Consider the following 22,971-nt stretch of genomic DNA (forward strand, 5'->3'; position numbering starts at 1 on the left):
GCTTCCTCGCTGCTGATAGGCGCAGGCTCCCACGGGCGTACGATGGCGCCCGTGGAACTGCGCCAGTTGCGGTACTTCGTCGCGGTCGCCGAGGAGCTGAACTTCGGCCGGGCCGCCGAGCGGCTGCTCATCGCCGGTCCCTCGCTCTCCCAGCAGATCAAGGCGCTCGAACGGGACCTGGGCGTCCGGCTGTTCGACCGGGACCGCCGCAAGGTCTCCCTCACCGCGGCCGGTGCCGCCCTCCTCCCGCACACCCGTGCCCTGCTGGACCGCGCCGACGACCTCAAACACCGGGCCGGCCGCCTGTCCGGCTCGCAGTCGGTGCGGCTCGGATACGTCAACTGGCTTCCCCCGGACCTCATGTCGCGTACGGCGGCGGTGGCGCAGGTGCACGTCGACGCCTGGGTCGCCCCCTCCCACACCCAGGCCGCGCGCGTCGCCGACGGCAGCCTGGACCTCGCCGTCTGCTGGGTGCGCACCGAGGATCTCCGCAGGCTCGGGCTACGGGCACGGCTGATCGGCGCCGACCGGCTCTACGCCGTGTCCAGGGGCGGCGACAGCGGCGACGTGCCTGAGGTGACGGCACGGGACACCGACGTGCTCATCGACGACGACGTCACCGCCTGGGCGTCCTGGAACGTGTACGGAGAAGAGCTCGCGCAAGCCACCGGCGCCCGTACGGTCCGCATCTCCGACGGCGCGATCACCGGCCCCGCCTTCTTCGACCACGTGCGCCGCTGCACCCGCCCGGTCGTCAACTCGCCCAAGGGACAGACGAGTCCGCTCCCGCCCGACCTCGTCCGCCGCGAGATCGTCGCACCGAAGGTCTACTGGACCTGGTCCCTGGTCCAGCGCGAGAACGAGGACCGCGCCCATGTCCTGGCCGTGGTCGGCGCCCTGTGCGAAGGCGTCGGTGACCTCGGCCTCCATGCCCCGGACGCCTGGCTGCCCGCCGACGATCCGTACGCGCTCCCCGGCTGACCTGCGCTGGGAGCCGGTGCCTCCCAGACGGGAGGAAGCCGATCCTTCCGTGTCGTGCCGGGACCGGCCTACCTTCCAAATAGTCGACCGGTCGGCTAGGACCGGTCACCGACTCGGAGAAGGTCACCATGAGCACGCAGAACCAGAAGGTCGCCATCGTCACCGGCGCCTCGCAGGGCATCGGCGCCGCGCTCGTCGAGGGCTACCGCAAGCTCGGATACGCCGTCGTCGCCACCTCGCGCACCATCGCGCCCGTCGACGACGCGGACGTCCTCACCGTCCAGGGCGACATCGCCGACCCGGCGACCGCGGAGCGCGTGGTCGCGGCCGCCGTGGAGCGGTTCGGCCGCGTCGACACCGTGGTCAACAACGCGGGTGTCTTCGTCGCCAAGCCGTTCACCGAGTACACGGCCGAGGACTACGCCGCCGTGACCGGCATCAACCTCGCCGGTGTCTTCCACCTCACCCAGCGGGCCGTCCCGCACCTGCTGGCCCGGGGCGGCGGCCACATCGTCAATGTGACCACCAGCCTGGTCGACAACGCCGACTCCAGGGTCCCGTCGGTGCTGGCCTCACTGACCAAGGGCGGTGTCCAGTCCGCCACCAAGTCGCTCGCCGTCGAGTACGCCACCCGCGGCATCCGCGTCAACGCCGTGTCGCCCGGCACCATCAAGACGCCCATGCACACCGAGGAGGCCCATGAGTTCCTCGCCGCGCTGCACCCGGTCGGACGGATGGGCGAGGTGAGCGACATCGTCGACGCCGTGCTTTTCCTGGAGACGGCGCCGTTCGTCACCGGCGAGATCCTGCATGTCGACGGCGGTATGAGCGCGGGTCACTGACGAACCGTCAACGCGCCTACAGGGAAGCGAAAATGATCACTACACTCGACGAGAAGACGATCCTGAGCGGCGTCCTCGACCGCTGGAAGTCCGGCGTCGACGCCCACCGACCGGACCGTGTGGCCGCCCTCTTCACCGAGGACGCCGTCTTCCAGGGACTGCACCCGTACAGCGTCGGACGGCAGGGCGTCGCCGAGTACTACGACTCCCAGCCGCCCGGCATGAAGGCGGCCTACCGGATCCTGGAGACGCGGCGCCCCGCCGACGGCCTCGTCCTGGGCTACCTGGACGCCGAGTTCACCTTCACGGACCGCCCCCCGGTCACGGTCAAACTGGCGGTTCTCCTGACCCGCACGGGCGACGACTGGTCCATCGCCCACTACCAGGTGTCCCGCCTCGACTAGGGGCCGCGGGGGCGTCGGTGGGCTGTGTCCTCACGTCGGGCCCGCAATGATCGCGGGCCCGGTCGTGGGGTGCCGGGTGCCGGCCGGCGCCGGTACTGCCCAGGCTCACTCCGGTGGCCTACACCGCCGACCCGGCGCTGGTCGGCCAAAGGCTCGGCGGACCGTTCAGCGGCGGCGAGTTCCGGGTCCCCGTGCGAAGGTGTGAAGCGGAGCTGTGGCACCGCTTAAGAAAGTCTCGATGGACCGCGGCGGTGTCGTACGGCAGATTGCTGGGCGTTTCCACCCCTCGCACCCACAGGAGCCGTACCTTGAAGGCGCTGGTCAAGGAGAAGGCGGAGCCCGGGCTGTGGCTCGCGGACGTTCCGGAGCCGGCCGTCGGGCCCGGTGACGTGCTGATCAAGGTGCTGCGTACCGGTATCTGCGGCACCGACCTGCACATCCGGAACTGGGACGGCTGGGCCCAGCAGGCGATCCGGACCCCGCTCGTGCTCGGGCACGAGTTCGTCGGCGAGGTGGTGGAGACCGGGCGCGATGTGCCGGACGTCCGGGTCGGCGACCGGGTGAGCGGCGAGGGGCACCTCGTCTGCGGCAAGTGCCGCAACTGCCTCGCCGGGCGGCGGCACCTGTGCCGGGCCACGGTCGGGCTGGGTGTCGGCCGGGACGGGGCCTTCGCCGAGTACGTCGTCCTGCCCGCCGCCAACGTGTGGGTGCACCGCGTCCCCGTGGACCTCGACGTGGCCGCGATCTTCGACCCGTTCGGCAACGCCGTGCACACGGCGCTGTCCTTCCCGCTGGTCGGTGAGGACGTGCTGATCACCGGGGCCGGGCCGATCGGGCTCATGGCGGCGGCGGTGGCCCGGCACGCCGGTGCCCGCAACGTCGTCGTCACCGACGTCAGCGAGGAGCGCCTCGAACTGGCCCGGAAGATCGGCGTGAGCCTCGCGCTGAACGTGTCGGAGGCCCAGATCGCCGACGGACAGCGGGAGTTGGGGCTGCGGGAGGGCTTCGACATCGGCCTGGAGATGTCCGGACGGCCGGAGGCCCTGCGCGACATGATCGCCAACATGACGCACGGCGGCCGGATCGCGATGCTGGGACTGCCGGCCGCGGAGTTCCCGGTCGACTGGGCCCGGATCGTCACCTCGATGATCACCATCAAGGGCATCTACGGCCGCGAGATGTTCGAGACCTGGTACGCGATGTCGGTCCTCCTGGAGGGCGGCCTCGACCTCGCCCCCGTGATCACCGGCCGGTACGGCTACCGCGACTTCGAGGCGGCGTTCGCCGACGCGGCGAGCGGCCGCGGCGGCAAGGTCATCCTCGACTGGACCAACTGACTTGACTGGACGACGGACTTAGGGACTGACGATGTTCGACTCCGTGCGCGACGACCTGCGCGCCACCCTCGACGAGATCCGCGCCGCCGGGCTGCACAAGCCCGAGCGGGTGATCGACACCCCGCAGTCGGCGACCGTGAACGTCTCCGCGGGCGGCCGCCCCGGCGAGGTCCTGAACTTCTGCGCCAACAACTACCTCGGTCTCGCCGACCATCCCGAGGTGATCGCCGCCGCGCACGAGGCCCTGGACCGCTGGGGCTACGGCATGGCCTCGGTCCGCTTCATCTGCGGCACCCAGGAGGTCCACAAGGAGCTGGAGGCACGCCTTTCCGCCTTCCTCGGCCAGGAGGACACGATCCTGTACTCCTCCTGCTTCGACGCCAACGGCGGTGTCTTCGAGACGCTGCTCGGCCCCGAGGACGCGGTGATCTCCGACGCCCTCAACCACGCGTCCATCATCGACGGCATCCGGCTCTCGAAGGCCCGCCGCTTCCGCTACGCCAACCGCGATCTGGCCGATCTGGAACGGCAGTTGAAGGAGGCCGCGGGCGCGCGCCGGAAGCTGGTCGTCACGGACGGCGTCTTCTCCATGGACGGTTACGTGGCGCCCCTCCGCGAGATCTGCGACCTCGCCGACCGCCACGACGCCATGGTCATGGTCGACGACTCCCACGCGGTCGGCTTCGTCGGCCCCGGCGGCCGCGGCACCCCCGAGCTGCACGGCGTCATGGACCGCGTCGACATCATCACCGGCACCCTCGGCAAGGCGCTCGGCGGTGCCTCCGGTGGTTACGTGGCCGCCCGCGCCGAGATCGTCGCACTCCTGCGCCAGCGCTCACGGCCGTACCTCTTCTCCAACACCCTGGCCCCGGTGATCGCCGCGGCCTCCCTGAAGGTCCTCGACCTGCTGGAGTCGGCCGACGACCTGCGGGTGCGGCTGCGGGAGAACACCGCGCTGTTCCGGCGCCGGATGACGGAGGAGGGCTTCGACGTCCTGCCCGGCGACCACGCCATCGCGCCCGTGATGATCGGGGACGCGGCGAGGGCGGCACGCCTCGCGGAGCTGCTCCTGGAGCGGGGCGTGTACGTGATCGGCTTCTCGTACCCGGTGGTGCCGCAGGGCCAGGCGCGGATCCGTGTGCAGCTGTCGGCCGCGCACTCCACGGACGACGTCAACCGCGCGGTGGACGCCTTCGTCGCGGCCCGGGCGGAACTCGATGGCTGAAAAGCCCCCGTGACCTGAGAGAATCGTTCACATGATCGAAGCGCGGCGGCTGCACATCCTCCGTGCGGTGGCCGACCACCGCACGGTCACGGCGGCTGCCGCCGCGCTGTATCTCACACCCTCGGCGGTCTCCCAGCAGCTCACGGCCCTGGAGCAGGAGACCGGCCACCGCCTGGTGGAGCGCGGCGCCAAGGGCGTACGACTGACTCCCGCGGGCGAGATCCTGCTCAGCCACACCAACGCCGTCCTTGCCCAGCTGGAGCGGGCGGAGGCCGAGCTGGCCGCCTACAGCTCGGGCGCGGCCGGCACGGTCACGGTCGCCTCCTTCGCGACCGGGATCGCCCTGGTCGTGGCGCCCGCGGTGGCCCGCCTCGCCGCGACCGCCCCCGGCATCCGCATCCGCGTCCAGGACGCCGAGGGCGACGCCAGTCTGCCGATGGTCCTGGACCGGCAGGTCGACGTGGCGGTCGCGGTGGAGTACCGCGGGGCACCCCCCGCCGACGATCCGCGTCTGGCGCACGTGCCGCTGTACGCCGAGCCCTTCGACGCGGTCGTGCCGGTGAGCCACCGGCTGGCCGACACGGACGAGGTGCCGCTGGCGGAGCTCGCCAAGGACCCGTGGATCGGCCCCTACCCCGGCAACCCCTGCCACGACGTCGTGGTCCTCGCCTGCGAGCACGCCGGTTTCCAGCCACGCCTGGAGCACTCCTCGGACGACTTCCGCGCGGTGGTCGCACTCGCGTCGGCCGACGCGGGGGTGGCGCTGGTGCCGCGCTCGGCGCTGATCGGCATGGACCTCGCCGGAGTCGTCGTACGGCCGGTCGACGGGGTGGCCCCGACCCGCCGGGTCTTCGCCGCCGTACGGCGCGGAGCCGAGGAGCACCCCCTGATCCGTCCGGTCCTCGACGCGCTCGAAGCGGTCGCCGAGGGATAGGCAACCTTGGGACTGGAGGAGATCCCGGATATGGGATAGCGTCCCGAATGTGAGACAAGACGACTCCGTGCCCGATCCCGTCGACACCCGGCTGGGCGTCAGGCTCGCCGAGCTGCGGGCCGAACGCGGGTGGTCGCTGGGCGAGTTGGCCGAGCGCAGCGGCGTCAGCAAGTCCACCCTCTCCCGTGCCGAGCGGGCCGAGATCAGCCCCACCGCCTCGCTGCTGAACCGGCTGTGCGGGGTGTACGGGCGGACCATGTCCCAGCTGCTCAGCGAGATCGAGGCCGAGGCCGAGCCCGTGCCGCTGGTGCGCAGCGCCGAGCAGCCGGCGTGGGAGGATCGGGCCTCCGGGTTCCTGCGGCGGTCCGTGTCGCCGCCGCACCCCGGGCTCCGCGGCGAACTCGTCGAGGGACGGCTCGCGGCCGGTGCCGACATCGCCTACGACCGGCCGCCCGTACCCGGCCTGGAGCAGCACATCTGGGTCCTGGAGGGCGTGCTCGACGTCACCGCCCAGGACGTCGAGCACCACCTCGACACGGGGGACTGTCTGCGGCTGCGCGTGTGGGGGCCGACGCGGTTCCGGTGCGCGGGCCCGGACGCCGTGCGGTATGTGCTGGCGGTGGTCCTGCCGTGATCGTCAACCGACTCGACCAGGGCCAACTCGCGCACTGCGTAGCTGAGTTGGCCGATCTGCTGATCGACACCGTGGACGGCGGCGCCTCCATCGGGTTCCTCGCGCCGATGGACCGCGCGGCGGCCGTCGCGTGGTGGAAGGAGCGCGTCGGCGCCGTGGCCGCGGGACACCTGGCGGTGTGGGCGGCGTACGACGGTCGCCGCGCGGTCGGCACCGTCAGCCTGGCCTTCCCCGACAAGCCCAACTCCCGCCACCGCGCGGAGCTGGTCAAGCTGATGGTGCACCGGGACGCGCGGGGCCGGGGCCTCGGGCGGCGGCTCCTCGGTACCGCGGAGGAGGCCGCCCGCTCGGCCGGGATCACCCTGCTGCACCTGGACACCGAGACCGACAGCCCCGCCGAACGCCTCTACGGCGCGGCCGGCTGGACCCGGGCCGGTGTCATCCCCGACTACGCGGCCGACCCCGCCGGGGTGCTGCGGCCGACGACCCTGTACTACAAGCGGCTCGGAGCGACCGCTCCGACCAGGTGATTGTCAGTGCCAGCCGCTACGGTGCCTGTCATGCCGGACGCCGAAGACGTACGCCGTATCGCCCTGTCCCTGCCGGACACGACGGAGAAGATCGCCTGGAGCATGCCCACGTTCCGGGTAGCGGGCAAGATGTTCGCCACGCTGCCCGAGGACGAGACCTCCATCGCCGTGCGCTGCCCCAAGGAGGAGCGCGACGAGCTGGTGCTGGCCGAACCGGGGAAGTTCTGGATCGCCGACCACGAGGCGCAGTTCGCCTGGGTGCGCGCCCGCCTCGCCGCGATCGAGGACGAGGACGAACTGCGCGACATCCTCGCCGACTCCTGGCGGCAGGCCGCCCCGTCCCGGCTCCTCGACGCGTACCCGGAGCTGGGGCTGTCCGATCCGCCCAGGGGGTGAGGCGGACGAAAGGGGTGCGCGACCACCGACCCGAGTGCGGTATGGTTTCTCTGCACGTTCGGCCAGGGGAAACCCCAGGTCAGGCGGGCATCGGGACGTGGCGCAGCTTGGTAGCGCACTTGACTGGGGGTCAAGGGGTCGCAGGTTCAAATCCTGTCGTCCCGACTGGAGACAGTTGCAGGTCAGGGCCGGTTTCGGAGGTATCCGAAACCGGCCCTTGATCGTTTTTGAGGGGCCGGCGGACAGGACGCGCTGAGCGGCCCCGCGCAGGGAACCGGGATGATCGGCCGATCGTCCTAGTGGTCGTGCCTCGTGCTCTCACCCCTGGAATCGGCCCGTACACGGTGCCTGGCACGGGTAACGACGTCATGCGTGCGGCTTTTGACCAGAAACCGGCGCGCCGTGGCGAACGTTCCACTCACGAGGCGGCGGCGAAGGGGCGACCGTGACCGAGGGGTGCGCCCTGCCCCGTGCGCAGGCACCGGGTCGGCGGAAACCTCCAGGCGTCTCTACAATCCTGGCGACCACATCGGGGGAAAGGCCGTATGGAAACGATCATTGTGCAACCGCCCGGCCCGTCACGGCCGAGTGAAGTCGACGTCGGCGGACCCGGGCTGCTCCACATGGGACCGGGGGACGTGGCCGACTTCGGGCGCGGGACGCCCGGCGGCCGGGCAGTCTCCATCGTCCTGCCCGACCCCGGGATCTCCCGGCGTGCGGGACGGCTGGAGGCGGCCGAGGACTACTGGCGGCTGTCGAACTTCAGCCATGACACCGCGTATGTGGTCGAGAACCTGGAGGGGGCCGGCGAATACATCACCGTCGCGCCAGGTCGGCTCGGAGCGCCGGTGCCCTTCGAATTCTCCAGAGTCGTCCTGCCCGCGCTGGGCGGGACCGTCGACTTCAAGGTGTTCGCACCGCAACACGCCTATCTGGACGAGCAGTCTCCGCCCGGCGCCGGGGAGTTGACCGTGCATCCCTACGCGCTCGACGCGACGGCGAAGTACTTTCTGGTGCTGGTGGCCCTGTGCGAGCCGCGACTGCGGAACCCCTCGGACGACGTACTGCCGGGCGCCGGGGACATCGCGGAGCGACTTCGCCCGCTGGAGAGCTGTCGTGGTCTGACCCGCTCCGCGGTGAACTACCACATCGACTACCTGGCCTTCGCCAAGCTGCGCCTGGACCTCGGCGACGAGCCCGGCGCCGACGCCAACGGCCGCACCGGCGTCAAGCGCGCTCGACTGGCCTCCCTCGCCCTGCGCTTCGGCCTGGTGCGCGAAGAACACCTCGCCCTGTTGCCGTCCCGCAGACGGCCCGTCTCCCAGGAGAGCGACGCATGACCTCCTCAGGCGCCGAGCGGGGCGCTCTCGAATCGCCGCGGCTGCCCACGGGTTTCCGCATCGAGGGCTGGCAGGTGGACGCCGTCATCGGGTCGGGCGGCTGGGGGACCGTGTACGAGGCCCACGCGGTCGACGATGACGCGGTCGTGGCGGTGAAGGTGCTGCCGACGAACGCCCTGGCACCCGGTCAGCGTGCCGCGCTCGGCGAACTCGTCGCGCGCGAGGTGCGCTTCAGTGCCGAGGCGGACCACCCGCACCTCGTACGGACCCATGCGGTGTGCACCGTGGACGCGCCCGAGCTGCCCGCGCTGGACGGTGCCATCGCGCTCGTCATGGACCGGGCCGAGGCCAGTCTGCGTCAGGTGCTGGACGCCGCCGCGACAGGCCGCCCGATCCCGGACGCCGTGCGGGTCCTGCGCGGCGTCGCCGCCGGACTCGCCCATATGCACGGCGCCGGTTGGGTGCACGGCGACCTCAAACCCGCCAACGTGCTGCTGGGCACGGACGGAGCGGCCTGGCTCGCCGACTTCGGCCTGGCCGCCGAAATGGAGGGCACCCACGCCTATGTGCCGCCGCTCGGCACGCTCGACCATGTGCCGCCCGAGTGGTGGTCCCAGCGCACCGGGGCGGCCGGGACGATGGTCCGGCCGACCGCCGACATCTGGGCCTTCGGCGTCCTCGCCCACCAGGTGCTCACCGGTGGCCTGCACCCGTTCCCCGGCGCCACCGCCCGCGCCCGCTCGCTCGCCGCGCAGGCCTACGCCCGGGGCACCGCGCCGCTGCGTCTGGACCCCGGGCTCGACGACAAGTGGCGCCGGCTCATCGAGGACTGTCTGGCGCCCGATCACGCGGGCCGCCTGCGCCACACCGCCGCGAACCTGTCCGCCCGCATCGAGCGACTGGCACACCCGGGCAGTCGGCGCCGCCTGCTGCCGGTCGCCGCCGTGCTCGCCGTGCTGTCGGTCGCCGCCGTCGGCGGGGCCGCGCTGCTCGGCGGCGGAGGCGGAGGCGGAGGCGGGGGAGGCGACGAGGAGGACCAGGGGCGGCGCGCACCGGCCGTCGTCACGGGCGCGCACAGCCCGGCCGCCGGGGAGATCCCGGAGGACTCCGACGTACCCGAGGCACTGCGACCGGTCATCGTGAAGGCCGCCCACCGTTGCACCGACGCGGAGGTCACGCCCGCGTTTCTCGCCGCCATGCTCAAGGCGGAGAGCGGGTTCGACGTGAACGCGGCCCGCCCGGCCAGCGAGGAGTACGGCATCGCCATGTGGACGCCGTCGGTGTTCCGGGCCTGGGCGGTCGACGGCGACGGCGACGGGGACAAGGACTACCGGTCGCCGCCGGACGCGATCTCCACGATGTCGCTGTACGTGTGCTGGCTCGACCAGCAGTTCAAGGAGGCCGACATGCCCGCCAAGGACCTTCAGGCGCTGATGGTGGCCGGCTATCGCACGAGCGACCGCACGGTCATCACGGAGGGCGGCGTCCCCGCACGGGTGCGTCCGCACGTCGAGAAAGTGCTCCGCTACCTCGCCGACTACGAGCGGTGAGGTGGCGGAGCTGTCGCCCGGGGCCGTTCAGCAGTCCTTGACGTCCGGCATCTTGTTGTCGGGCGAGTTGATGTAGATGTTGGAGATCCAGCCGTCGTACCGGGGGAGGTACGCCCACCACTCATTGGTGTAAGGCGGTACGTTCACCACCTCGCCCCTGGCCTGGCAGCCCACCAACACCTCGACGCCCGCCGGGAGTTGGGTGATGGCTGCGTCACCTGTGCCGGGCTTGGGGCGGACGTTCACATGGTCGCTCCACGTGCCGTACCACCATCCCGCGGGCCGCGCGGCCCCCGGGACGTTCAGGGAACGGGTCAGCCGTCCGATGTCCGTGTACGCCTTCCCGTACGAGGTGCCGACGGGATGCAGTGTGAACACGGCCACGATGGACCGGTCACCGGCGCCCACGGTGCCCGTGCTGTGCAGCGCGGGCCGCGTCAGATCCACGTCCGCGGCCGGACTCCCCGCCCGCGCCACGGACGCGGTCACGGTGCGCTTCGGGCCGCAGGTGCCTTTCTCGTACGAGGATCCCGACCAGCCCTGCTTCACCGCCCACGGCTTGTCGAACGCCCCGGCGATGCCGAAGTGCTGGTCGAAGCCGTCCGAGGCACAGCGGGTGGACTGTCGCAGGTTGCCCATCATGAAGTCGCGCACGGGGCCGGGCGCAGAGTCCAGGAGGTAGCGGTAGATCGTCACCGTGTCGCGGGCGGAGAGTGCGGTGTAACCCCAGTAGCCCTCGTACCCGGTGGGCGGCGGTGCCGTGTCCTTGAGGCCGAGGCGGTCGACCATGCGGGTGATGATCGCCGTACCGCCGTGGTCCGACCAGTAGGCGCTGGCCGCGTCGTCGTCGCTGGCGCGCAACATCGGCTCCAGCCATGCCCGGTCGGCGGCCGGCACGGTGTAGTCGGGGCCCCGGTTCCACAGGTGGTCCAGGGCCAGCAGCAGCTTGACGACCGAGGCGGACCGGAAGCGGGTGCTCGTGTTGAGCTGCTCGGTGAAGGTACCGGTCTGCCGGTCGAAGACGGCGACCCCGGCACTGACACCGGCGGGTACCTCGGCGGACGCGGTGGCGGGACGGGCCGGCTGTCCGGCCGGGGCGTCGGCAGCGGCGGAGCCCGCCGCGCCGCCGATCAGCAGCAGCGCGGCGGCCCCAGCGAGAAGTCGGCGCCTCACTGGTAGTGCTCCCTGAGGTTGAGGGAGTTGATGGGCGTGAGGTCGACGTACCAGCCCTCCTGCGGAGGGATGGACTCGTGGCAGTCCGTGTTGACGGACTTGCACAGCTCGACGAGGGCGCCGTCGTACTGGTTGTTGAGGATCCAGTGGTTGCCGTACTGGTTGTAGATGGGGTGGAAGCCGTAGGAGTAGAAGATGTGGCTCGGGTGCGGGTTGGTGGCCGGCGTCACGTTCTCCGGGTAGATGCAGACGGCGCCGTAGGGGCAGCCGTCCCATGTGCCGCCCTCGGCCTGGGCCTGGGCGGCTCCGGTGAGAACGGCGGCGGCGGTGAAAGCGAGCGCGGCGGCGCCGCGCAGGATTCTGCGCATGGTCATGCCTTTCGGGTGAGTGCCGGGAAGCGGGAACGGCGGGCGGGCTCTACCACCAGTCGGAGCAGCGGACCACGCCGTCCGACTTCAGCGAGCCGCAGACGCGGAACTGGTACTGCGGGTCGGTGCTGGTGCGGCGGAACGGTGTGGTCAGGCTCTGCCCGGCCGAGCGGACGGTGAAGGGCCCGCACTGCAGCCAGGGGGACACGGCGTTCCGGTCGCGGTCCCAGCCGTCGGCACGCCAGTCCATCCAGAGGTTGTCGCCGGGCTGGGTCCGGCCGCTGATCTTTCCGAAGGCGATCTGCTGGCCGACGTAGGCGCCCTTCTCCAGCGTGATGCGGACGCTGCCGAGGCTGAAGTCGGCGGGCTTGTCGGTGTCGCCCTCGGCGTTGTCGGGGTGGTCGCGGAAGCCATGTGCGCCGCCTTCGCAGTCGGAGGCCAAGGCGTGTGCGGGCTGCGCCGGTTGAGCGACGAGGACGCCGCTCGTGATCGCGGTCAAGGCGGCGGCCGTGGCGAGAGCGGAGCGGAACGGGCGCATGGGAGCTGTCTCTTCCTGTCTGTGGAGGGTGCCCTGCGATACCGCCGGGCCTGGAAGACGACTCGAACCTTAGAAAGGGGAAGGGGACCGGCGGTCCTGACGGATGTCAGGGTGGCGGTCGGATGCGGTGGCCCCCTCGGTTGCCCTGACATGTGTCAGGACCTCGTCAGCCGCGCCCTCGCTAGGTTCTGTCCACGTCGCTGTTTCGGGTCAGCACCTTTGCTTCCAAGGCCTGTTGGGCCGTCCCAAGGGGGAATCACTCATGATCAATTCCGTGAGAGCCGCCGCCGCGGCCACGGCGTCCACCGTCATCGCCGCCGCCGGCCTCGTCTTCGGTACGGCGGGCTCTGCCCACGCGACCGGTCACGGCGAGGGCTACTACGGCGTCTGGGCCTCCGGCGTCAATGTCCGTGCCGGTGGCGGGGAACAGTGCTACCTGTATCCGTCGGCCGCCAACTGCCCGGACGTGCAGACCACAGTGAGCAGCCCGGCCCAGGTGTGGGTGTACTGCCAGCAGGAGGGGGCTCAGAGCGTCGGCGGCAACCCCTACTGGGTCTGGGTGCTCACCCCCAGTGGTCACCGCGGCTACATGGCCAGCTACTACACCGACAACGCCACCAACTCGATCGACGGTCTCGAGCGCTGCTGACCCCTTTCCGGGCCGGTGCGCGCACCGGCCCGGGCAGTCGTCAATCCCGCCGCAGCCAAGGTGCGCGTGAAAGGACACAGCATGGCCGACCAAATGGTCATCGAGGCACAGAGATTCATCAACTCCTACAACGTCGCAGGAATCCCGAAGGTCGAGGAGAACGGCCGCACCGGCTGGGCCGTCATGTTCGCGCTGACCCGGGCGCTCCAGTACGAGCTGGGCATCACCTCCCTGTCCGACAGCTTCGGCCCGACGACGCTCGCCACCCTCCAGGCCCGCCACCCCGTCATCAACGCGGGCACCCGGCACGAGAAGGTCCTCAAGATCGTGCAGTCCGCGCTGTACTGCAAGGGCTACGACGGCGGCGGCATCGATGGCACCTACAACGACTCCGTGGCGGCGTCGGTCCGCGAGCTGAAGCAGAACATGGGCGTCGGCGGCGCCTTTGCGGACGGGGTACCGCCGAAGGTGTTCAAGGCCCTGCTCACCATGGACGCCTATGTCGTCACCGAGGGCGGGAGCGAGCCGACCCGCGCGGTACAGCAGTGGATGAACGGCCGCTATGTCGGCCGCCGGAACTTCTTCATCGTGCCGTGCGACGGTCACTTCTCACGGGACGTGCAGAAGGCACTGATGCTTGCGATCCAGTACGAGATCGGCATGAGCGACGACGTCGCGAACGGTGTCTTCGGCCCTGGTACCCAGCAGGGCATCAGGAACAACCCCCTCTCGGAGGGCTCCTCGGGGACCTGGGTGAGTCTCTTCACCGCCGCCATGATCTTCAACAAGCGCGCCGGGGTGTCGTTCAGCAGCGCCTTCGACGCCGACCTGGCAACACGCGTGCGCAGCTTCCAGAGTTTCGCGAAGCTCCCGGTAACCGGCCGAGGGGACTTCCAGACCTGGGCCTCGCTGCTGGTGTCCACCGGTGACGCCACCCGCAGGGGGACCGCGGCCGACTGCGTCACCGAGGTCACCGACGCGCGGGCGGCGGCGCTCAGGGACGCGGGGTACCAGATCGTGGGGCGCTACCTGTCCAACGTCCCGGGCACCTCACTCGACAAGAAGATCAAGATCGGTGAGCTGGGCCGGATGGCCGCGTACGGTCTGAGCTGCTTCCCGATCTACCAGACCTGGGGCGGGGAGGCGGCCTACTTCCGCCGCGCGCAGGGAATCGCCGACGCCTTCGCGGCCATCGAGCGGGCCAAGTACTACGGCTTCAAACCCGGCACCCGCATCTACTTCGCCGTCGACTTCGACGCGCTCGACTACGAGGTGACCGACAACATCCTGCCGCATTTCCGTGGCATCCGGGACATCATGAACGAGCACGGCCAGGGGTACCTGACCGGCATCTACGGACCCCGGAACGTGTGCAGCCGGGTCGCCGCCGCGGGCTACACCTCGGCGAGTTTCGTCTGCGACATGTCCACGGGCTTCTCCGGGAATCTCGGCTATCCGCTGCCCGACGACTGGGCCTTCGACCAGATCTCCACGGTCTCGGTGGGAGCGGGCAGCGGTCTCATCGAGATCGACAACGACATCGTGTCGGGCCGTGACGTCGGCCAGAACACCTACGGCACCGGGCAGGTCACCGGAATCCTGGACGTCAATATGGACATGTCCATGCGGGGCGCCCTGCTCGCGGACGTCCAGTCGTATCTCCTCAACAGCATGGGCGTGCCGGAGACGGGCGGAAACCAGGGCGCCCAGGCGCTCACATACCGGTCGACCACCGAGGCGTTCGACCTGCTGATGAGCTTCGACGGGCTGGTGACCCAGCTCGCGCGCACCTTCAGAATGCGCAAGGCCATCATCCAGGCCCCGCTCCTGTGGGAGATGCGGATGTACAACACCCTGGACGTCGTCGGCGACGAGGCGGTCATCGACCACTACGACGGGACAGGGCTGAGCACGAAGACCGACTCCAGCACCGGTCTCGCGCAGATCTTCGCGGCCACCGCCATCCGCGGCCGCAACCACTGCATCCTGGCCGGCCTGATCGGCGGCAGCCTCATGCTCCCCTCCGACGAGGACGACCTGTGGAACGTCTGGCAGCAACTGCACAACGACCACGACTACAACATCCGGACCGTGCCGACGGTCCTGATCGAGGGTGCCAACGACGTCGGCGTTCCCCGGCCGTCCATGTTCACGGGCGAGGAGGACACCCGCCGCACACTGGCCCGCTACAACGGCACCGACGAGCGAGCTGAGGACTACGGCCGAGCGATGCTCGGCCTCCACCAGGTGTTCGAGAAGTACAACGCGCCCCTGCGCGGCCTGTGACGCACCGATCGCACCCATCGCAGTCCACACTCTCAGACAGGACGGACGTGACCATCTCATCCCCACACCCGCCGCGCCGCCGCGTACTGCGCACCGGCCTCGGCCTGACCGCGGCGGCGGGCCTCGCCACTGTCGCGGTCCCCTCTCCGGCGTCCGCGTCCACGCGAACGGCCGCGGACGGCTCGCCCGCGCACCACACCAGCGCCAACGGCTGGCCGACGGAATCGCAGGCCGACACCTCGGGAGCCATCTGGACCCGTCAGGTGCCGGGCAGTTCGGTCTCCGTGGCCCTGCGCATCGGCGAGGCCGCCACCGTGCTCGTACACGTCATCCGCCGCTACCACTACGAGATCGACACACTCGTCGACGGGGAGGTGATCGGCTTCCGCCCCCCGGACAGCACGCTGAAGGGCCACGCGACCAACCACGCCTCGGGGACCGCGGTCGCGATCCGCCCGACCTGGTACCCGGACGGCGCCAAGGGCGGTCTCTTCCCCCACCAACTGGCCACGGTCCGCGACATCCTCAAGGAATGCCAGGACGTGGTGGCCTGGGGTGGAGACTTCCGCCGTCCGAACGAGTCCCACTTCCAGATCGACGTAGCCCCCTCGGACGCGCGCCTGAAGCGGCTCGCGGCCAGGATCCGAGGCTGGGAGGACGTACCCGGCCAGGGGGCGGGGACGCTCTCCCTGGGCGCCTGACAGCCGATGTCGGGGACCCCACGGTGTGCGCGACGGCGCACGGCGGAGCGTCCGCCTTACGGTCGGCCGTACTCGCTCATCGCGTCCATCAGCCAGCGGGCCAGGTAGTCGGCGAACGAGGACCGCGGCAGCAGACGGTACGTCGGGGTGTCGTCGGTCTGCCAGAGCAGTACCGCGATCGGGCCGACCGTGGTCGACACCGCGCTGCCGGGGCCGAAGGCACGGGGGTGCAGGTCCAGCGGGCAGCCCTTCTCCAGCACCTCCCGGGCCGACGGGCCGCTCAGCTCCAGGGTGGTGCGGTTCGCCGAGACGTCCACGACCGAGCCGGGGTCGCCCCGCAGGGCTTCCCGCAGCTCGGTGGTCACGGTGCCGGCGTCGGCCCGGGAGAGCACGAGCCACTCGTCGGGGCCCAGCCAGACGGCCGTACGGTCGCCGTGGGTGGCGGTGTCGCCGCAGCGGCGGGGGAGCGGGGCCCCCAGTGCTCGCCCGATCCGGTCGGCCGCGTCGGAGGCGGGGTCGACCCGCACGTTCACCATCGTGAGGAACGGCAGCTCGGCCAGCGTCACGCCCCGGGAACCTGGGACGGCGGCGGCGCGCATCCGCTCCTCCAGGTGGGCCAGGGGGCTGGTGCGCAGGGCCACCGGGCCCGCCGTGATCGGTTCAGCCATCTCGCCTGGTCCCTTCGGGGTCGTAGAGGACGAAGTCGGTCACCTCGACCGGCACCAGCGCCTCGCCCACCGGGGCGAGCAGCGTCTGGCCCTTCCGCGACTGCCCGTCGGCGACGAGGGCGAGGGCGAAGGGGCGGCCGAGGGCCGGGCTGTGGTAGCTGGAGGTGACGTGGCCGAGCATCGGCACCGGCACCGTCCCCAAGTCCACGTCCGGTGCGACGAGTTGGGTGCCCTCGGGCAGCCGGGTCGTGCGGTCGGCCGGGAGCAGGCCGACCAGTTGCCTGCGGTCGGTGCGGGAGGTGTCGGCGCGGGCGAAGGACCGTTTGCCGATGAAGTCCTTCTGCTTCGAGACCACCCAGCTCATGCCCGCGTCCTGCGGGGTGACCGTCCCGTCGGTGTCCTGGCCGACGATGATGTAGCCCTTCTCCGCCCGCAGGACGTGCATGGTCTCGGTGCCGTACGGGGTGATGCCGTACGGCCGGCCGACCGCGTCCACCTCCTCCCAGACCGAAAGGCCGTACCAGGCGGAGATGTTGATCTCGTAGGCGAGTTCGCCGGAGAAGGAGATCCGGCAGATGCGGGCCGGGATGCCGGAGGCCAGGGTCGTCTCGCGGAAGGCCATGAACGGGAAGGCCTCGTTGGACAGGTCGACGTCCGGGGCGAGGTGGGCGACGACCGCGCGCGACTGCGGGCCGACGACGGCGATGGTCGCCCACTGCTCGGTCACCGAGGTGCAGTGCACGTCGAGTTCGGGCCACTCGGTCTGGAGCCATTCCTCCAGCCAGTCCAGGACGTTGGCGGCGCCGCCGGTCGTGGTGGTCATGAAGTACCGGTTGTCGTCGAGGCGCAGGGTCACACCGTCGTCGAAGATCATGCCGTCGGGCTTGCACATGACGCCGTAGCGTCCGGTGCCGGGCTTCAGCTTCTTGAAGGCGTTGGTGTAGATCCGGTTGAGGAACTCGCCCGCGTCCGCGCCCCAGATCTCGATCTTGCCGAGGGTGGAGGCGTCCATGAACGCCACCCCCTCCCGGGCCGCCCGGCACTCGCGGGCCACGGCAGCGTCCATGTCCTCACCGGCCTGCGGGTAGTACCGGGGGCGCTTCCACTGTCCGACGTCCTCGAACTCCGCGCCGTGCCCCACATGCCAGCCGTGGATCGAGGTGGTCCGCTCCGGATCGAACAGGTCACCGCGTTCCCGCCCCGCCAGGGCGGCGAAGGCGATCGGCGTGTACGGCGCCCGGTAGGCGGTGGTGCCGATCTCGCCCAGTGAGCCGCCGAGGGCCTCGGCGATCACCCCGATCGCGTTGACGCCGGACGTCTTGCCCTGGTCGTTCGCCGTGCCGAGGGAGGTGTACCGCTTGACGTGCTCGACCCCGCGCATGCCGGCGCCGGTGGAGCGCCACACGTCGGCGACGGTGACATCGCGCTGGAGGTCGACGAAGTGGCCGTCCCAGGTGCCGGGTTCGCCCTCGGGGGCGGGCACCAGCCACAGGGCGCGCGTCGGGCCCGGTGCGCGCCGCGTTCCCTCGGCCGGCACGGTCACCGGGAAGCCCGCCGCCGTCGCCGCCAGCGCCCCGGCCCGCGCCCCCTCGGCCAGGCAGCCGTCGAGGTCGTACGTCCCCCGCGCCGCCCCCACGACCTGCTGGTCCCGTACGCTCCCGTCCGGCACGAACGCGACGAGCTCCGCGTCCCAGCGCAGCCTGCCCTGGCGCTGCGAGTGCAGATGCACCACCGGGCTCCAGCCGCCCGACACGGCCAGCAGATCGCAGTCGAACGAGTCGGCCCCACCCGTGAGTTGCCCGTCGGCGTCGAGCGCCCGCACGGTGACGCCGGTGAGCCGGTGCTCGCCGGAGGTGTCGACCACCGCGCTGCCCGTCAGCACCCGCACGCCGGTCGCCGCCACCACCTCGGCGGCCCGGTCGGACAGTTCGGGGCGCGCGTCCACCACGGCGGCGATGTCGATGCCGGCCGCGTGCAGATCGGCGACCGTGTCGTAGGCGCTGTCGTTGGTCGTGCCCACCACGGCCCGCGAACCCGGCGCCACGGCATACCGGTCGAGGTACGTGCGCACGGCCCCGGCGAGCATCACACCGGGCCGGTCGTTGCCCGCGAAGACCAGCGGCCGCTCGTGCGCGCCGGTCGCCAGGACGACCTGGCGGGCGCGGATGTGCCACAGCCGCTGCCGCGAGACACCCTCGGGGGCGTCCGCTCCGAAGTGGTCGGTGCGGCGCTGGAGCGCCAGCACGTAGTTGTCGTCGTACGACCCGAAAGCCGTGGTCCGACGCAGTACGACGGCCTCGGGCGCGGCGTCGAGCGTCGCGCGCAGCTCGGGGGCACCCTCCCAGGCGCCGGGCTCGGACTGCTCGTCGACGAGGATCACGCGGGCGCCGGAGGCGGCGGCAGCGGTGGCCGCAGCGAGGCCGGCCGGTCCGGCGCCGACGACCAGCACGTCGGTGTGGACGTACTTCTTGTCGTAGACGGCGGGATCCGGAGTGGGGTCGAGTCGGCCCATGCCGGAGAGCGTGGTGGCGGACAGGCCGTCGTACAGCTCGACGGTCGTTGCCGGGAGCATGCCCTCCGAGCACGAACCACCCAGCTGCACCAGGGCGTTGGGCTCCTCGACGCCCGCGGCGACGATGCCGCGCGGGCGGCCGCGGTAGAGCGAGGGAGCGACCTCGACGAGGCCGTTCGCCAGCATCGCCGAGGCCAGGGTGTCGCCGGGGTGACCGGTCAACTCCCGCCCGTCGACGGTGAATCGCAGCAGGGTGCCGCGGTCGACACGGCCGCCTCGCGGCAGCCGGAAGCGCTGGTGGTCGGTCATCGGTTCCCTCCGGCCTGGGGCATCTCGGGGCGTGGCTCGTCGGGCCGGTACGAGGTCAGCACCTCGTGGGTGGCGGTGTCGCGCAGGACGTTGAACCAGCGGCGGCACCCGATGCTGTGCATCCACCGTTCCGCGAAAGGGCCCTTGGGATTGTCACGGTAGAAGACGTACTCGGCCCACTGCTCGTCGGTGAGGTCGGCCGGGGACGCGGGGTGGGGGACGTGTGCCTGTCCGCCGTAGCGGTACTCCGTCTCGTTGCGCGGACCGCACCACGGGCAGGTGATCAGCAGCATCAGGTCCTCCTCAGTGGGCCACGGCCGCGGCGCCGTGTTCGTCGATCAACGCGCCGGTCGTGAAACGGTCGAGGGCGAAGGGGGCGTTCAGCGGATGCGGTTCGCCCGTGGCGATGGTGTGCGCGAAGGTCCAGCCGGCCGCCGGAGTCGCCTTGAAACCGCCGGTTCCCCAGCCGCAGTTGACGTACAGGCCGTCCACCGGCGTGCTGCCGATGATCGGCGAGGCGTCCGGGGTGACGTCGACGATGCCACCCCAGGTGCGCAGCACATGCGCCCTCGCGAAGATCGGGAACAGCTCGACGGCGGCGGCCATCTGCTGCTCGATCACGTGGAACGAGCCGCGCTGGCCGTAGCCGTTGTACGAGTCGACGCCCGCGCCCATCACCAGCTCGCCCTTGTGGGCCTGGGAGACGTAGACGTGCACGTGGTTCGACATGACGACGGTCGGGTGCACCGGCTCGTGCAGTTCGGAGACCAGTGCCTGGAGGGGGTGCGACTGCACCGGCAGCCGGACGCCCGCCCGCTCGGCCAGCACGCTGCTGTGTCCGGCGGCCGCGAGACCGACCCGGCCCGCGTGGATGCGGCCGCGGTTGGTGTCGACGCCCACGACCCGGTCGCCGTCCTTGAGGAAGCCGGTGACCTCGCAGCCCTGGATCAGGTCCACGCCCAGTTCGTCGGCGCGGCGGGCCAGCGCCCAGGCGACGTGGTCGTGCTTGGCGATGCCGGCCCGGGGCTGGAAGGTGGCGCCGAGCACCGGGTACCGGGTGCGGGAGGAGACGTTGAGGATGGGGCAGACCTTGGCGACCTCGTCCGGCTCCAGCCACTCGGCGTCGACCCCGTTGAGCCGGTTGGCGTTCGCGCGGCGCACGCCCTCGCGGACGTCCTGGAGGGTGTGCGCGAGGTTGAGGACACCGCGCTGGCTGAACAGGAAGTCGTAGTCCAGCTCCCCCGGCAGCCCCTCCCACAGCTTCAGGGCGTGCTCGTAGATCGCCGCGCTCTCGTCCCACAGGTAGTTGGAGCGGATGATCGTGGTGTTGCGGGCCATGTTGCCGCCCGCGAGCCAGCCCTTCTCCAGGACGGCCACATTCGTGACGCCGTGGTTCTTGGCGAGGTAGTAGGCGGTGGCCAGGCCGTGCCCGCCCGCACCGACGATGACGACGTCGTACGACCGCTTCGGGTCGGGGTTGCGCCAGAGGAAGTCCGGGTGTTCCGGCAGCGGTTCGGCACTCATGCCGCGCCTCCGTCGAGGTGGGGGTAGAGGGGGAAGGCGGCGGCGAGCTTCTCGACCCGGGCGCGCAGTTCGTCCTCGGGGCGTTCGCCCTTCAGGGTCTCGGCGATGATGTCGGCGACCTCGCGGAACTCCGTCTCGCCGAAACCGCGGGTGGCCAGGGCGGGCGTACCGATCCGCAGGCCCGACGAGACCATCGGCGGGCGCGGGTCGAACGGCACCGCGTTGCGGTTCACGGTGATGCCGACGCGGTGCAGCCGGTCCTCGGCCTGCTTCCCGTCGAGCTCGGACTTCCTCAGGTCGACGAGGACCAGATGCACTTCGGTACCGCCGGTCAGGACGGAGATCCCGGCCTCGGCCACGTCGTCGGCCAGCAGCCGGCCGGCGAGGAACTTCGCGCCCCGCAGCGTCCGCCGCTGGCGCTCCTTGAACTCCTCCGAGGCAGCCACCTTGAAGGCCACCGCCTTCGCCGCGATCACATGCTCCAGCGGACCGCCCTGCTGACCGGGGAAGACCGCCGAGTTGATCTTCTTGGCCAGGTCGGCGCGGCTGAGGACGACACCGCCGCGCGGGCCGCCGAGGGTCTTGTGGGTGGTGGTCGTGACGACGTCGGCGTACGGCACCGGGCTCGGGTGCAGGCCCGCCGCGACCAGCCCCGCGAAGTGCGCCATGTCCACCAGCAGGTACGCGCCCACCGCGTCGGCGATCCGCCGGAAAGCGGCGAAGTCGAGCTGCCGGGGGTAGGCCGACCAGCCCGCGACGATCATCTTCGGCCGGTGCGCGAGCGCGAGCCGCTCCACCTCGTCCATGTCGATCCGCAGGTCGGACTCGCGGACGTGGTACGGCACGACGTCGTACAGCTTGCCCGAGTAGTTGAGGCGCATGCCATGGGTCAGGTGCCCGCCGTGCGCCAGGTCGAGGCCGAGGATCGTGTCACCGGGCTTCAGCAGGGCGAACATCGCGGCCGCGTTGGCCTGGGCGCCCGAGTGCGGCTGGACGTTCGCGGCCTCGGCACCGAAGAGCTCCTTCACCCGGGCGATGGCCAACTGCTCGACCACGTCGACGTGTTCGCAGCCGCCGTAGTAGCGGCGACCGGGGTAGCCCTCGGCGTACTTGTTGGTCAGGACCGAGCCCTGGGCCTCCATCACGGCGGCCGGGGCGAAGTTCTCCGAGGCGATCATCTCGAGGGTGGACTGCTGGCGGTGCAGCTCGGCGGCCACGGCGGCGGCGACGTCCGGGTCGAGTTCGCTGAGGGGGAGGGTGAGCGGCGAGGTGGGCGTGGTGAGCGACGTACTCGTTGCCATCTGTGCACCATCCTGAGAGCCAGCTAATGGGCAACTGATATATCAGCCTGTGCGGTAAGGTATGGGAGCTCGCCCGCACAGGTCAAGGGGGCATCGATGCAGCAGGTCGCGACCGAGATCGAGGAGCTGTCGCTCGCCGAGCGCGCATACCGCGCCATCCGGGACCGGCTCGTCATGCTGGAGATCCGGCCCGGCGCGCCGATCAACGAGGAGCAGCTCGGGCAGTCCCTCGGGGTCGGACGCACCCCCGTGCGCGAGGCACTCAAGCGGCTCCAGTACGAGCGCCTGATCACGACCTACCCCCGGCGCGGCACCTTCGCCACCGAGGTCAACATCACCGACCTCGCCCACATCTCAGAGGTGCGCCAGGAACTGGAACCCCTGGCCGCGGCGCAGGCCGCCCGGCGCGCCACGGCCACCGACCGGGCGAACCTGACGGCCCTGCGCCGGGAGCTCGACACCGCCGGGGCCTCGGGACGCACCTCCACCGAGCTCATGCACCTGGACCTCCAGGTCCACCGCGCCATCTACACGGCCACGCACAACCCGTACCTGGAGGACACCCTCGTCCGCCACGACAACCTCGCCACCCGCATCTGGTGCCTGTTCGTGGACCGGCTGTCCGACATGGCCGGCCACGTCGAGGAGCACGGACCGCTGATCGAGGCGATCGTCTCCGGCGAGGCCGACACGGCGGCACGACTCGCCCGCAGCCATGTCGAGGGTTTCGAGCAGGCGATCCGCGAGGCCATCTGAGCTCGGCGGGGCG

Annotated in this window: 23 protein-coding genes and 1 tRNA gene; 16 read left to right on the plus strand and 8 right to left on the minus strand. The window is 71.1% G+C overall.

All coding sequences use genetic code 11. The features are described from left to right. Positions 1-42: 42 nt before the first annotated feature. The 12 genes from ABZ098_RS14370 (at position 43) to ABZ098_RS14425 (ending at position 10,173) form a co-directional block, all read left to right on the plus strand. Positions 43-981, plus strand: a complete 939-nt coding sequence (locus ABZ098_RS14370) for a LysR family transcriptional regulator (RefSeq protein WP_356590724.1) — start codon at positions 43-45, stop codon at positions 979-981. A 128-nt stretch (positions 982-1,109) separates the two neighbouring features. After that, positions 1,110-1,823, plus strand: coding sequence for an SDR family oxidoreductase (locus ABZ098_RS14375; RefSeq protein ID WP_356590726.1), 714 nt, complete (start codon positions 1,110-1,112; stop codon positions 1,821-1,823). 32 nt (positions 1,824-1,855) lie between these two features. Continuing rightward, a complete protein-coding gene (locus ABZ098_RS14380; protein WP_356590728.1) occupies positions 1,856-2,227 on the plus strand; it encodes a nuclear transport factor 2 family protein in 372 nt (123 codons plus the stop codon). A gap of 308 nt (positions 2,228-2,535) precedes the next feature. Beyond that, a complete protein-coding gene (gene tdh / locus ABZ098_RS14385; RefSeq protein ID WP_356590730.1) occupies positions 2,536-3,564 on the plus strand; it encodes an L-threonine 3-dehydrogenase in 1,029 nt (342 codons plus the stop codon). A gap of 31 nt (positions 3,565-3,595) precedes the next feature. Then, positions 3,596-4,789, plus strand: coding sequence for a glycine C-acetyltransferase (locus tag ABZ098_RS14390; protein WP_356590732.1), 1,194 nt, complete (start codon positions 3,596-3,598; stop codon positions 4,787-4,789). 31 nt (positions 4,790-4,820) lie between these two features. Further along, entirely contained in the window at positions 4,821-5,723 is a 903-nt protein-coding gene (locus tag ABZ098_RS14395; protein ID WP_356590734.1) for a LysR family transcriptional regulator, read from the plus strand. Between the two features lie 49 nt (positions 5,724-5,772). Beyond that, the gene (locus ABZ098_RS14400; RefSeq protein ID WP_356590736.1) at positions 5,773-6,357 is read left to right on the plus strand and encodes a helix-turn-helix domain-containing protein; all 585 of its coding nucleotides are present in this window, start codon (positions 5,773-5,775) and stop codon (positions 6,355-6,357) included. Continuing rightward, a complete protein-coding gene (locus tag ABZ098_RS14405) occupies positions 6,354-6,887 on the plus strand; it encodes a GNAT family N-acetyltransferase (RefSeq protein WP_356590738.1) in 534 nt (177 codons plus the stop codon). The genes ABZ098_RS14400 and ABZ098_RS14405 overlap by 4 nt, the downstream gene beginning before the upstream one ends. Before the next feature lie 30 nt (positions 6,888-6,917). Continuing rightward, positions 6,918-7,283 carry an MmcQ/YjbR family DNA-binding protein gene (locus ABZ098_RS14410; RefSeq protein ID WP_356590740.1) on the plus strand — a complete coding sequence of 122 codons (366 nt, stop codon included), beginning with the start codon at positions 6,918-6,920 and terminating at the stop codon, positions 7,281-7,283. Between the two features lie 91 nt (positions 7,284-7,374). Then, a tRNA-Pro gene (locus ABZ098_RS14415) sits at positions 7,375-7,448 on the plus strand. Between the two features lie 380 nt (positions 7,449-7,828). After that, positions 7,829-8,623 carry a serine/threonine protein kinase gene (locus tag ABZ098_RS14420; protein WP_356590742.1) on the plus strand — a complete coding sequence of 265 codons (795 nt, stop codon included), beginning with the start codon at positions 7,829-7,831 and terminating at the stop codon, positions 8,621-8,623. Further along, positions 8,620-10,173 (plus strand): serine/threonine-protein kinase, encoded by a 1,554-nt coding sequence (locus ABZ098_RS14425; RefSeq protein ID WP_356590744.1) that lies wholly within the window; start codon positions 8,620-8,622, stop codon positions 10,171-10,173. The genes ABZ098_RS14420 and ABZ098_RS14425 overlap by 4 nt, the downstream gene beginning before the upstream one ends. A 27-nt stretch (positions 10,174-10,200) precedes the next feature. Here ABZ098_RS14425 and ABZ098_RS14430 read toward each other — a convergent pair whose 3' ends face one another. From ABZ098_RS14430 to ABZ098_RS14440, 3 genes are read right to left on the minus strand one after another with little or no spacing between them, the layout of a single operon-like run. After that, a complete protein-coding gene (locus ABZ098_RS14430) occupies positions 10,201-11,346 on the minus strand; it encodes a hypothetical protein (RefSeq protein WP_356590746.1) in 1,146 nt (381 codons plus the stop codon). Further along, complete coding sequence (locus ABZ098_RS14435; RefSeq protein ID WP_356590748.1) at positions 11,343-11,720, minus strand: hypothetical protein; 378 nt, start codon at positions 11,718-11,720, stop codon at positions 11,343-11,345. Before ABZ098_RS14435 ends, ABZ098_RS14430 begins: the two co-directional genes overlap by 4 nt. Before the next feature lie 43 nt (positions 11,721-11,763). Further along, positions 11,764-12,252 carry a hypothetical protein gene (locus ABZ098_RS14440; protein ID WP_356590750.1) on the minus strand — a complete coding sequence of 163 codons (489 nt, stop codon included), beginning with the start codon at positions 12,250-12,252 and terminating at the stop codon, positions 11,764-11,766. A 262-nt stretch (positions 12,253-12,514) separates the two neighbouring features. On the opposite strand from ABZ098_RS14440, the gene ABZ098_RS14445 reads away from it, so the two are divergent. The 3 genes from ABZ098_RS14445 (at position 12,515) to ABZ098_RS14455 (ending at position 15,888) form a co-directional block, all read left to right on the plus strand. After that, complete coding sequence (locus ABZ098_RS14445; RefSeq protein WP_356590752.1) at positions 12,515-12,901, plus strand: hypothetical protein; 387 nt, start codon at positions 12,515-12,517, stop codon at positions 12,899-12,901. 81 nt (positions 12,902-12,982) lie between these two features. Continuing rightward, positions 12,983-15,187: a glycoside hydrolase domain-containing protein gene (locus tag ABZ098_RS14450; protein WP_356590754.1), complete on the plus strand. Its 2,205-nt coding sequence runs from the start codon at positions 12,983-12,985 to the stop codon at positions 15,185-15,187. Positions 15,188-15,234: 47 nt separating this feature from the next. After that, positions 15,235-15,888, plus strand: coding sequence for a hypothetical protein (locus tag ABZ098_RS14455; protein ID WP_356590756.1), 654 nt, complete (start codon positions 15,235-15,237; stop codon positions 15,886-15,888). Between the two features lie 56 nt (positions 15,889-15,944). On the opposite strand, the gene ABZ098_RS14460 is transcribed toward ABZ098_RS14455, so the two are convergent. From ABZ098_RS14460 to glyA, 5 genes are read right to left on the minus strand one after another with little or no spacing between them, the layout of a single operon-like run. Continuing rightward, complete coding sequence (locus ABZ098_RS14460; protein WP_356590758.1) at positions 15,945-16,556, minus strand: sarcosine oxidase subunit gamma family protein; 612 nt, start codon at positions 16,554-16,556, stop codon at positions 15,945-15,947. Continuing rightward, positions 16,549-19,377, minus strand: coding sequence for a sarcosine oxidase subunit alpha family protein (locus tag ABZ098_RS14465; RefSeq protein WP_356590760.1), 2,829 nt, complete (start codon positions 19,375-19,377; stop codon positions 16,549-16,551). Before ABZ098_RS14465 ends, ABZ098_RS14460 begins: the two co-directional genes overlap by 8 nt. Then, positions 19,374-19,670 carry a sarcosine oxidase subunit delta gene (locus tag ABZ098_RS14470; RefSeq protein WP_356590762.1) on the minus strand — a complete coding sequence of 99 codons (297 nt, stop codon included), beginning with the start codon at positions 19,668-19,670 and terminating at the stop codon, positions 19,374-19,376. Before ABZ098_RS14470 ends, ABZ098_RS14465 begins: the two co-directional genes overlap by 4 nt. Before the next feature lie 10 nt (positions 19,671-19,680). Next, complete coding sequence (locus tag ABZ098_RS14475; protein ID WP_356590764.1) at positions 19,681-20,901, minus strand: sarcosine oxidase subunit beta family protein; 1,221 nt, start codon at positions 20,899-20,901, stop codon at positions 19,681-19,683. Beyond that, on the minus strand, positions 20,898-22,202 hold the full coding sequence (glyA, locus tag ABZ098_RS14480; protein WP_356590766.1) for a serine hydroxymethyltransferase: 1,305 nt from the start codon (positions 22,200-22,202) through the stop codon (positions 20,898-20,900). The genes ABZ098_RS14475 and glyA overlap by 4 nt, the downstream gene beginning before the upstream one ends. Before the next feature lie 96 nt (positions 22,203-22,298). On the opposite strand from glyA, the gene ABZ098_RS14485 reads away from it, so the two are divergent. Beyond that, a complete protein-coding gene (locus tag ABZ098_RS14485) occupies positions 22,299-22,958 on the plus strand; it encodes a GntR family transcriptional regulator (RefSeq protein WP_356590768.1) in 660 nt (219 codons plus the stop codon). The last annotated feature ends 13 nt before the right edge of the window (positions 22,959-22,971 follow it).

It is taken from the genome of Streptomyces sp. NPDC006335 (assembly GCF_040612795.1).
GTDB lineage: Bacteria > Actinomycetota > Actinomycetes > Streptomycetales > Streptomycetaceae > Streptomyces.

What these genes read in the sequence shown, in the direction of transcription:
- ABZ098_RS14435 (WP_356590748.1), bottom strand. Translation starts at nt 11,720, where the DNA reads ATGACCATGCGCAGAATCCTGCGCGGCGCCGCCGCGCTCGCTTTCACC.
- ABZ098_RS14475 (WP_356590764.1), bottom strand. Translation starts at nt 20,901, where the DNA reads ATGAGTGCCGAACCGCTGCCGGAACACCCGGACTTCCTCTGGCGCAAC.
- ABZ098_RS14395 (WP_356590734.1), top strand. Translation starts at nt 4,821, where the DNA reads ATGATCGAAGCGCGGCGGCTGCACATCCTCCGTGCGGTGGCCGACCAC.
- glyA (WP_356590766.1), bottom strand. Translation starts at nt 22,202, where the DNA reads ATGGCAACGAGTACGTCGCTCACCACGCCCACCTCGCCGCTCACCCTC.
- ABZ098_RS14370 (WP_356590724.1), top strand. Translation starts at nt 43, where the DNA reads ATGGCGCCCGTGGAACTGCGCCAGTTGCGGTACTTCGTCGCGGTCGCC.
- ABZ098_RS14445 (WP_356590752.1), top strand. Translation starts at nt 12,515, where the DNA reads ATGATCAATTCCGTGAGAGCCGCCGCCGCGGCCACGGCGTCCACCGTC.
- ABZ098_RS14375 (WP_356590726.1), top strand. Translation starts at nt 1,110, where the DNA reads ATGAGCACGCAGAACCAGAAGGTCGCCATCGTCACCGGCGCCTCGCAG.
- ABZ098_RS14425 (WP_356590744.1), top strand. Translation starts at nt 8,620, where the DNA reads ATGACCTCCTCAGGCGCCGAGCGGGGCGCTCTCGAATCGCCGCGGCTG.
- ABZ098_RS14420 (WP_356590742.1), top strand. Translation starts at nt 7,829, where the DNA reads ATGGAAACGATCATTGTGCAACCGCCCGGCCCGTCACGGCCGAGTGAA.
- ABZ098_RS14410 (WP_356590740.1), top strand. Translation starts at nt 6,918, where the DNA reads ATGCCGGACGCCGAAGACGTACGCCGTATCGCCCTGTCCCTGCCGGAC.
- ABZ098_RS14485 (WP_356590768.1), top strand. Translation starts at nt 22,299, where the DNA reads ATGCAGCAGGTCGCGACCGAGATCGAGGAGCTGTCGCTCGCCGAGCGC.
- ABZ098_RS14450 (WP_356590754.1), top strand. Translation starts at nt 12,983, where the DNA reads ATGGCCGACCAAATGGTCATCGAGGCACAGAGATTCATCAACTCCTAC.
- ABZ098_RS14470 (WP_356590762.1), bottom strand. Translation starts at nt 19,670, where the DNA reads ATGCTGCTGATCACCTGCCCGTGGTGCGGTCCGCGCAACGAGACGGAG.
- ABZ098_RS14460 (WP_356590758.1), bottom strand. Translation starts at nt 16,556, where the DNA reads ATGGCTGAACCGATCACGGCGGGCCCGGTGGCCCTGCGCACCAGCCCC.
- ABZ098_RS14440 (WP_356590750.1), bottom strand. Translation starts at nt 12,252, where the DNA reads ATGCGCCCGTTCCGCTCCGCTCTCGCCACGGCCGCCGCCTTGACCGCG.
- ABZ098_RS14465 (WP_356590760.1), bottom strand. Translation starts at nt 19,377, where the DNA reads ATGACCGACCACCAGCGCTTCCGGCTGCCGCGAGGCGGCCGTGTCGAC.
- ABZ098_RS14390 (WP_356590732.1), top strand. Translation starts at nt 3,596, where the DNA reads ATGTTCGACTCCGTGCGCGACGACCTGCGCGCCACCCTCGACGAGATC.
- ABZ098_RS14380 (WP_356590728.1), top strand. Translation starts at nt 1,856, where the DNA reads ATGATCACTACACTCGACGAGAAGACGATCCTGAGCGGCGTCCTCGAC.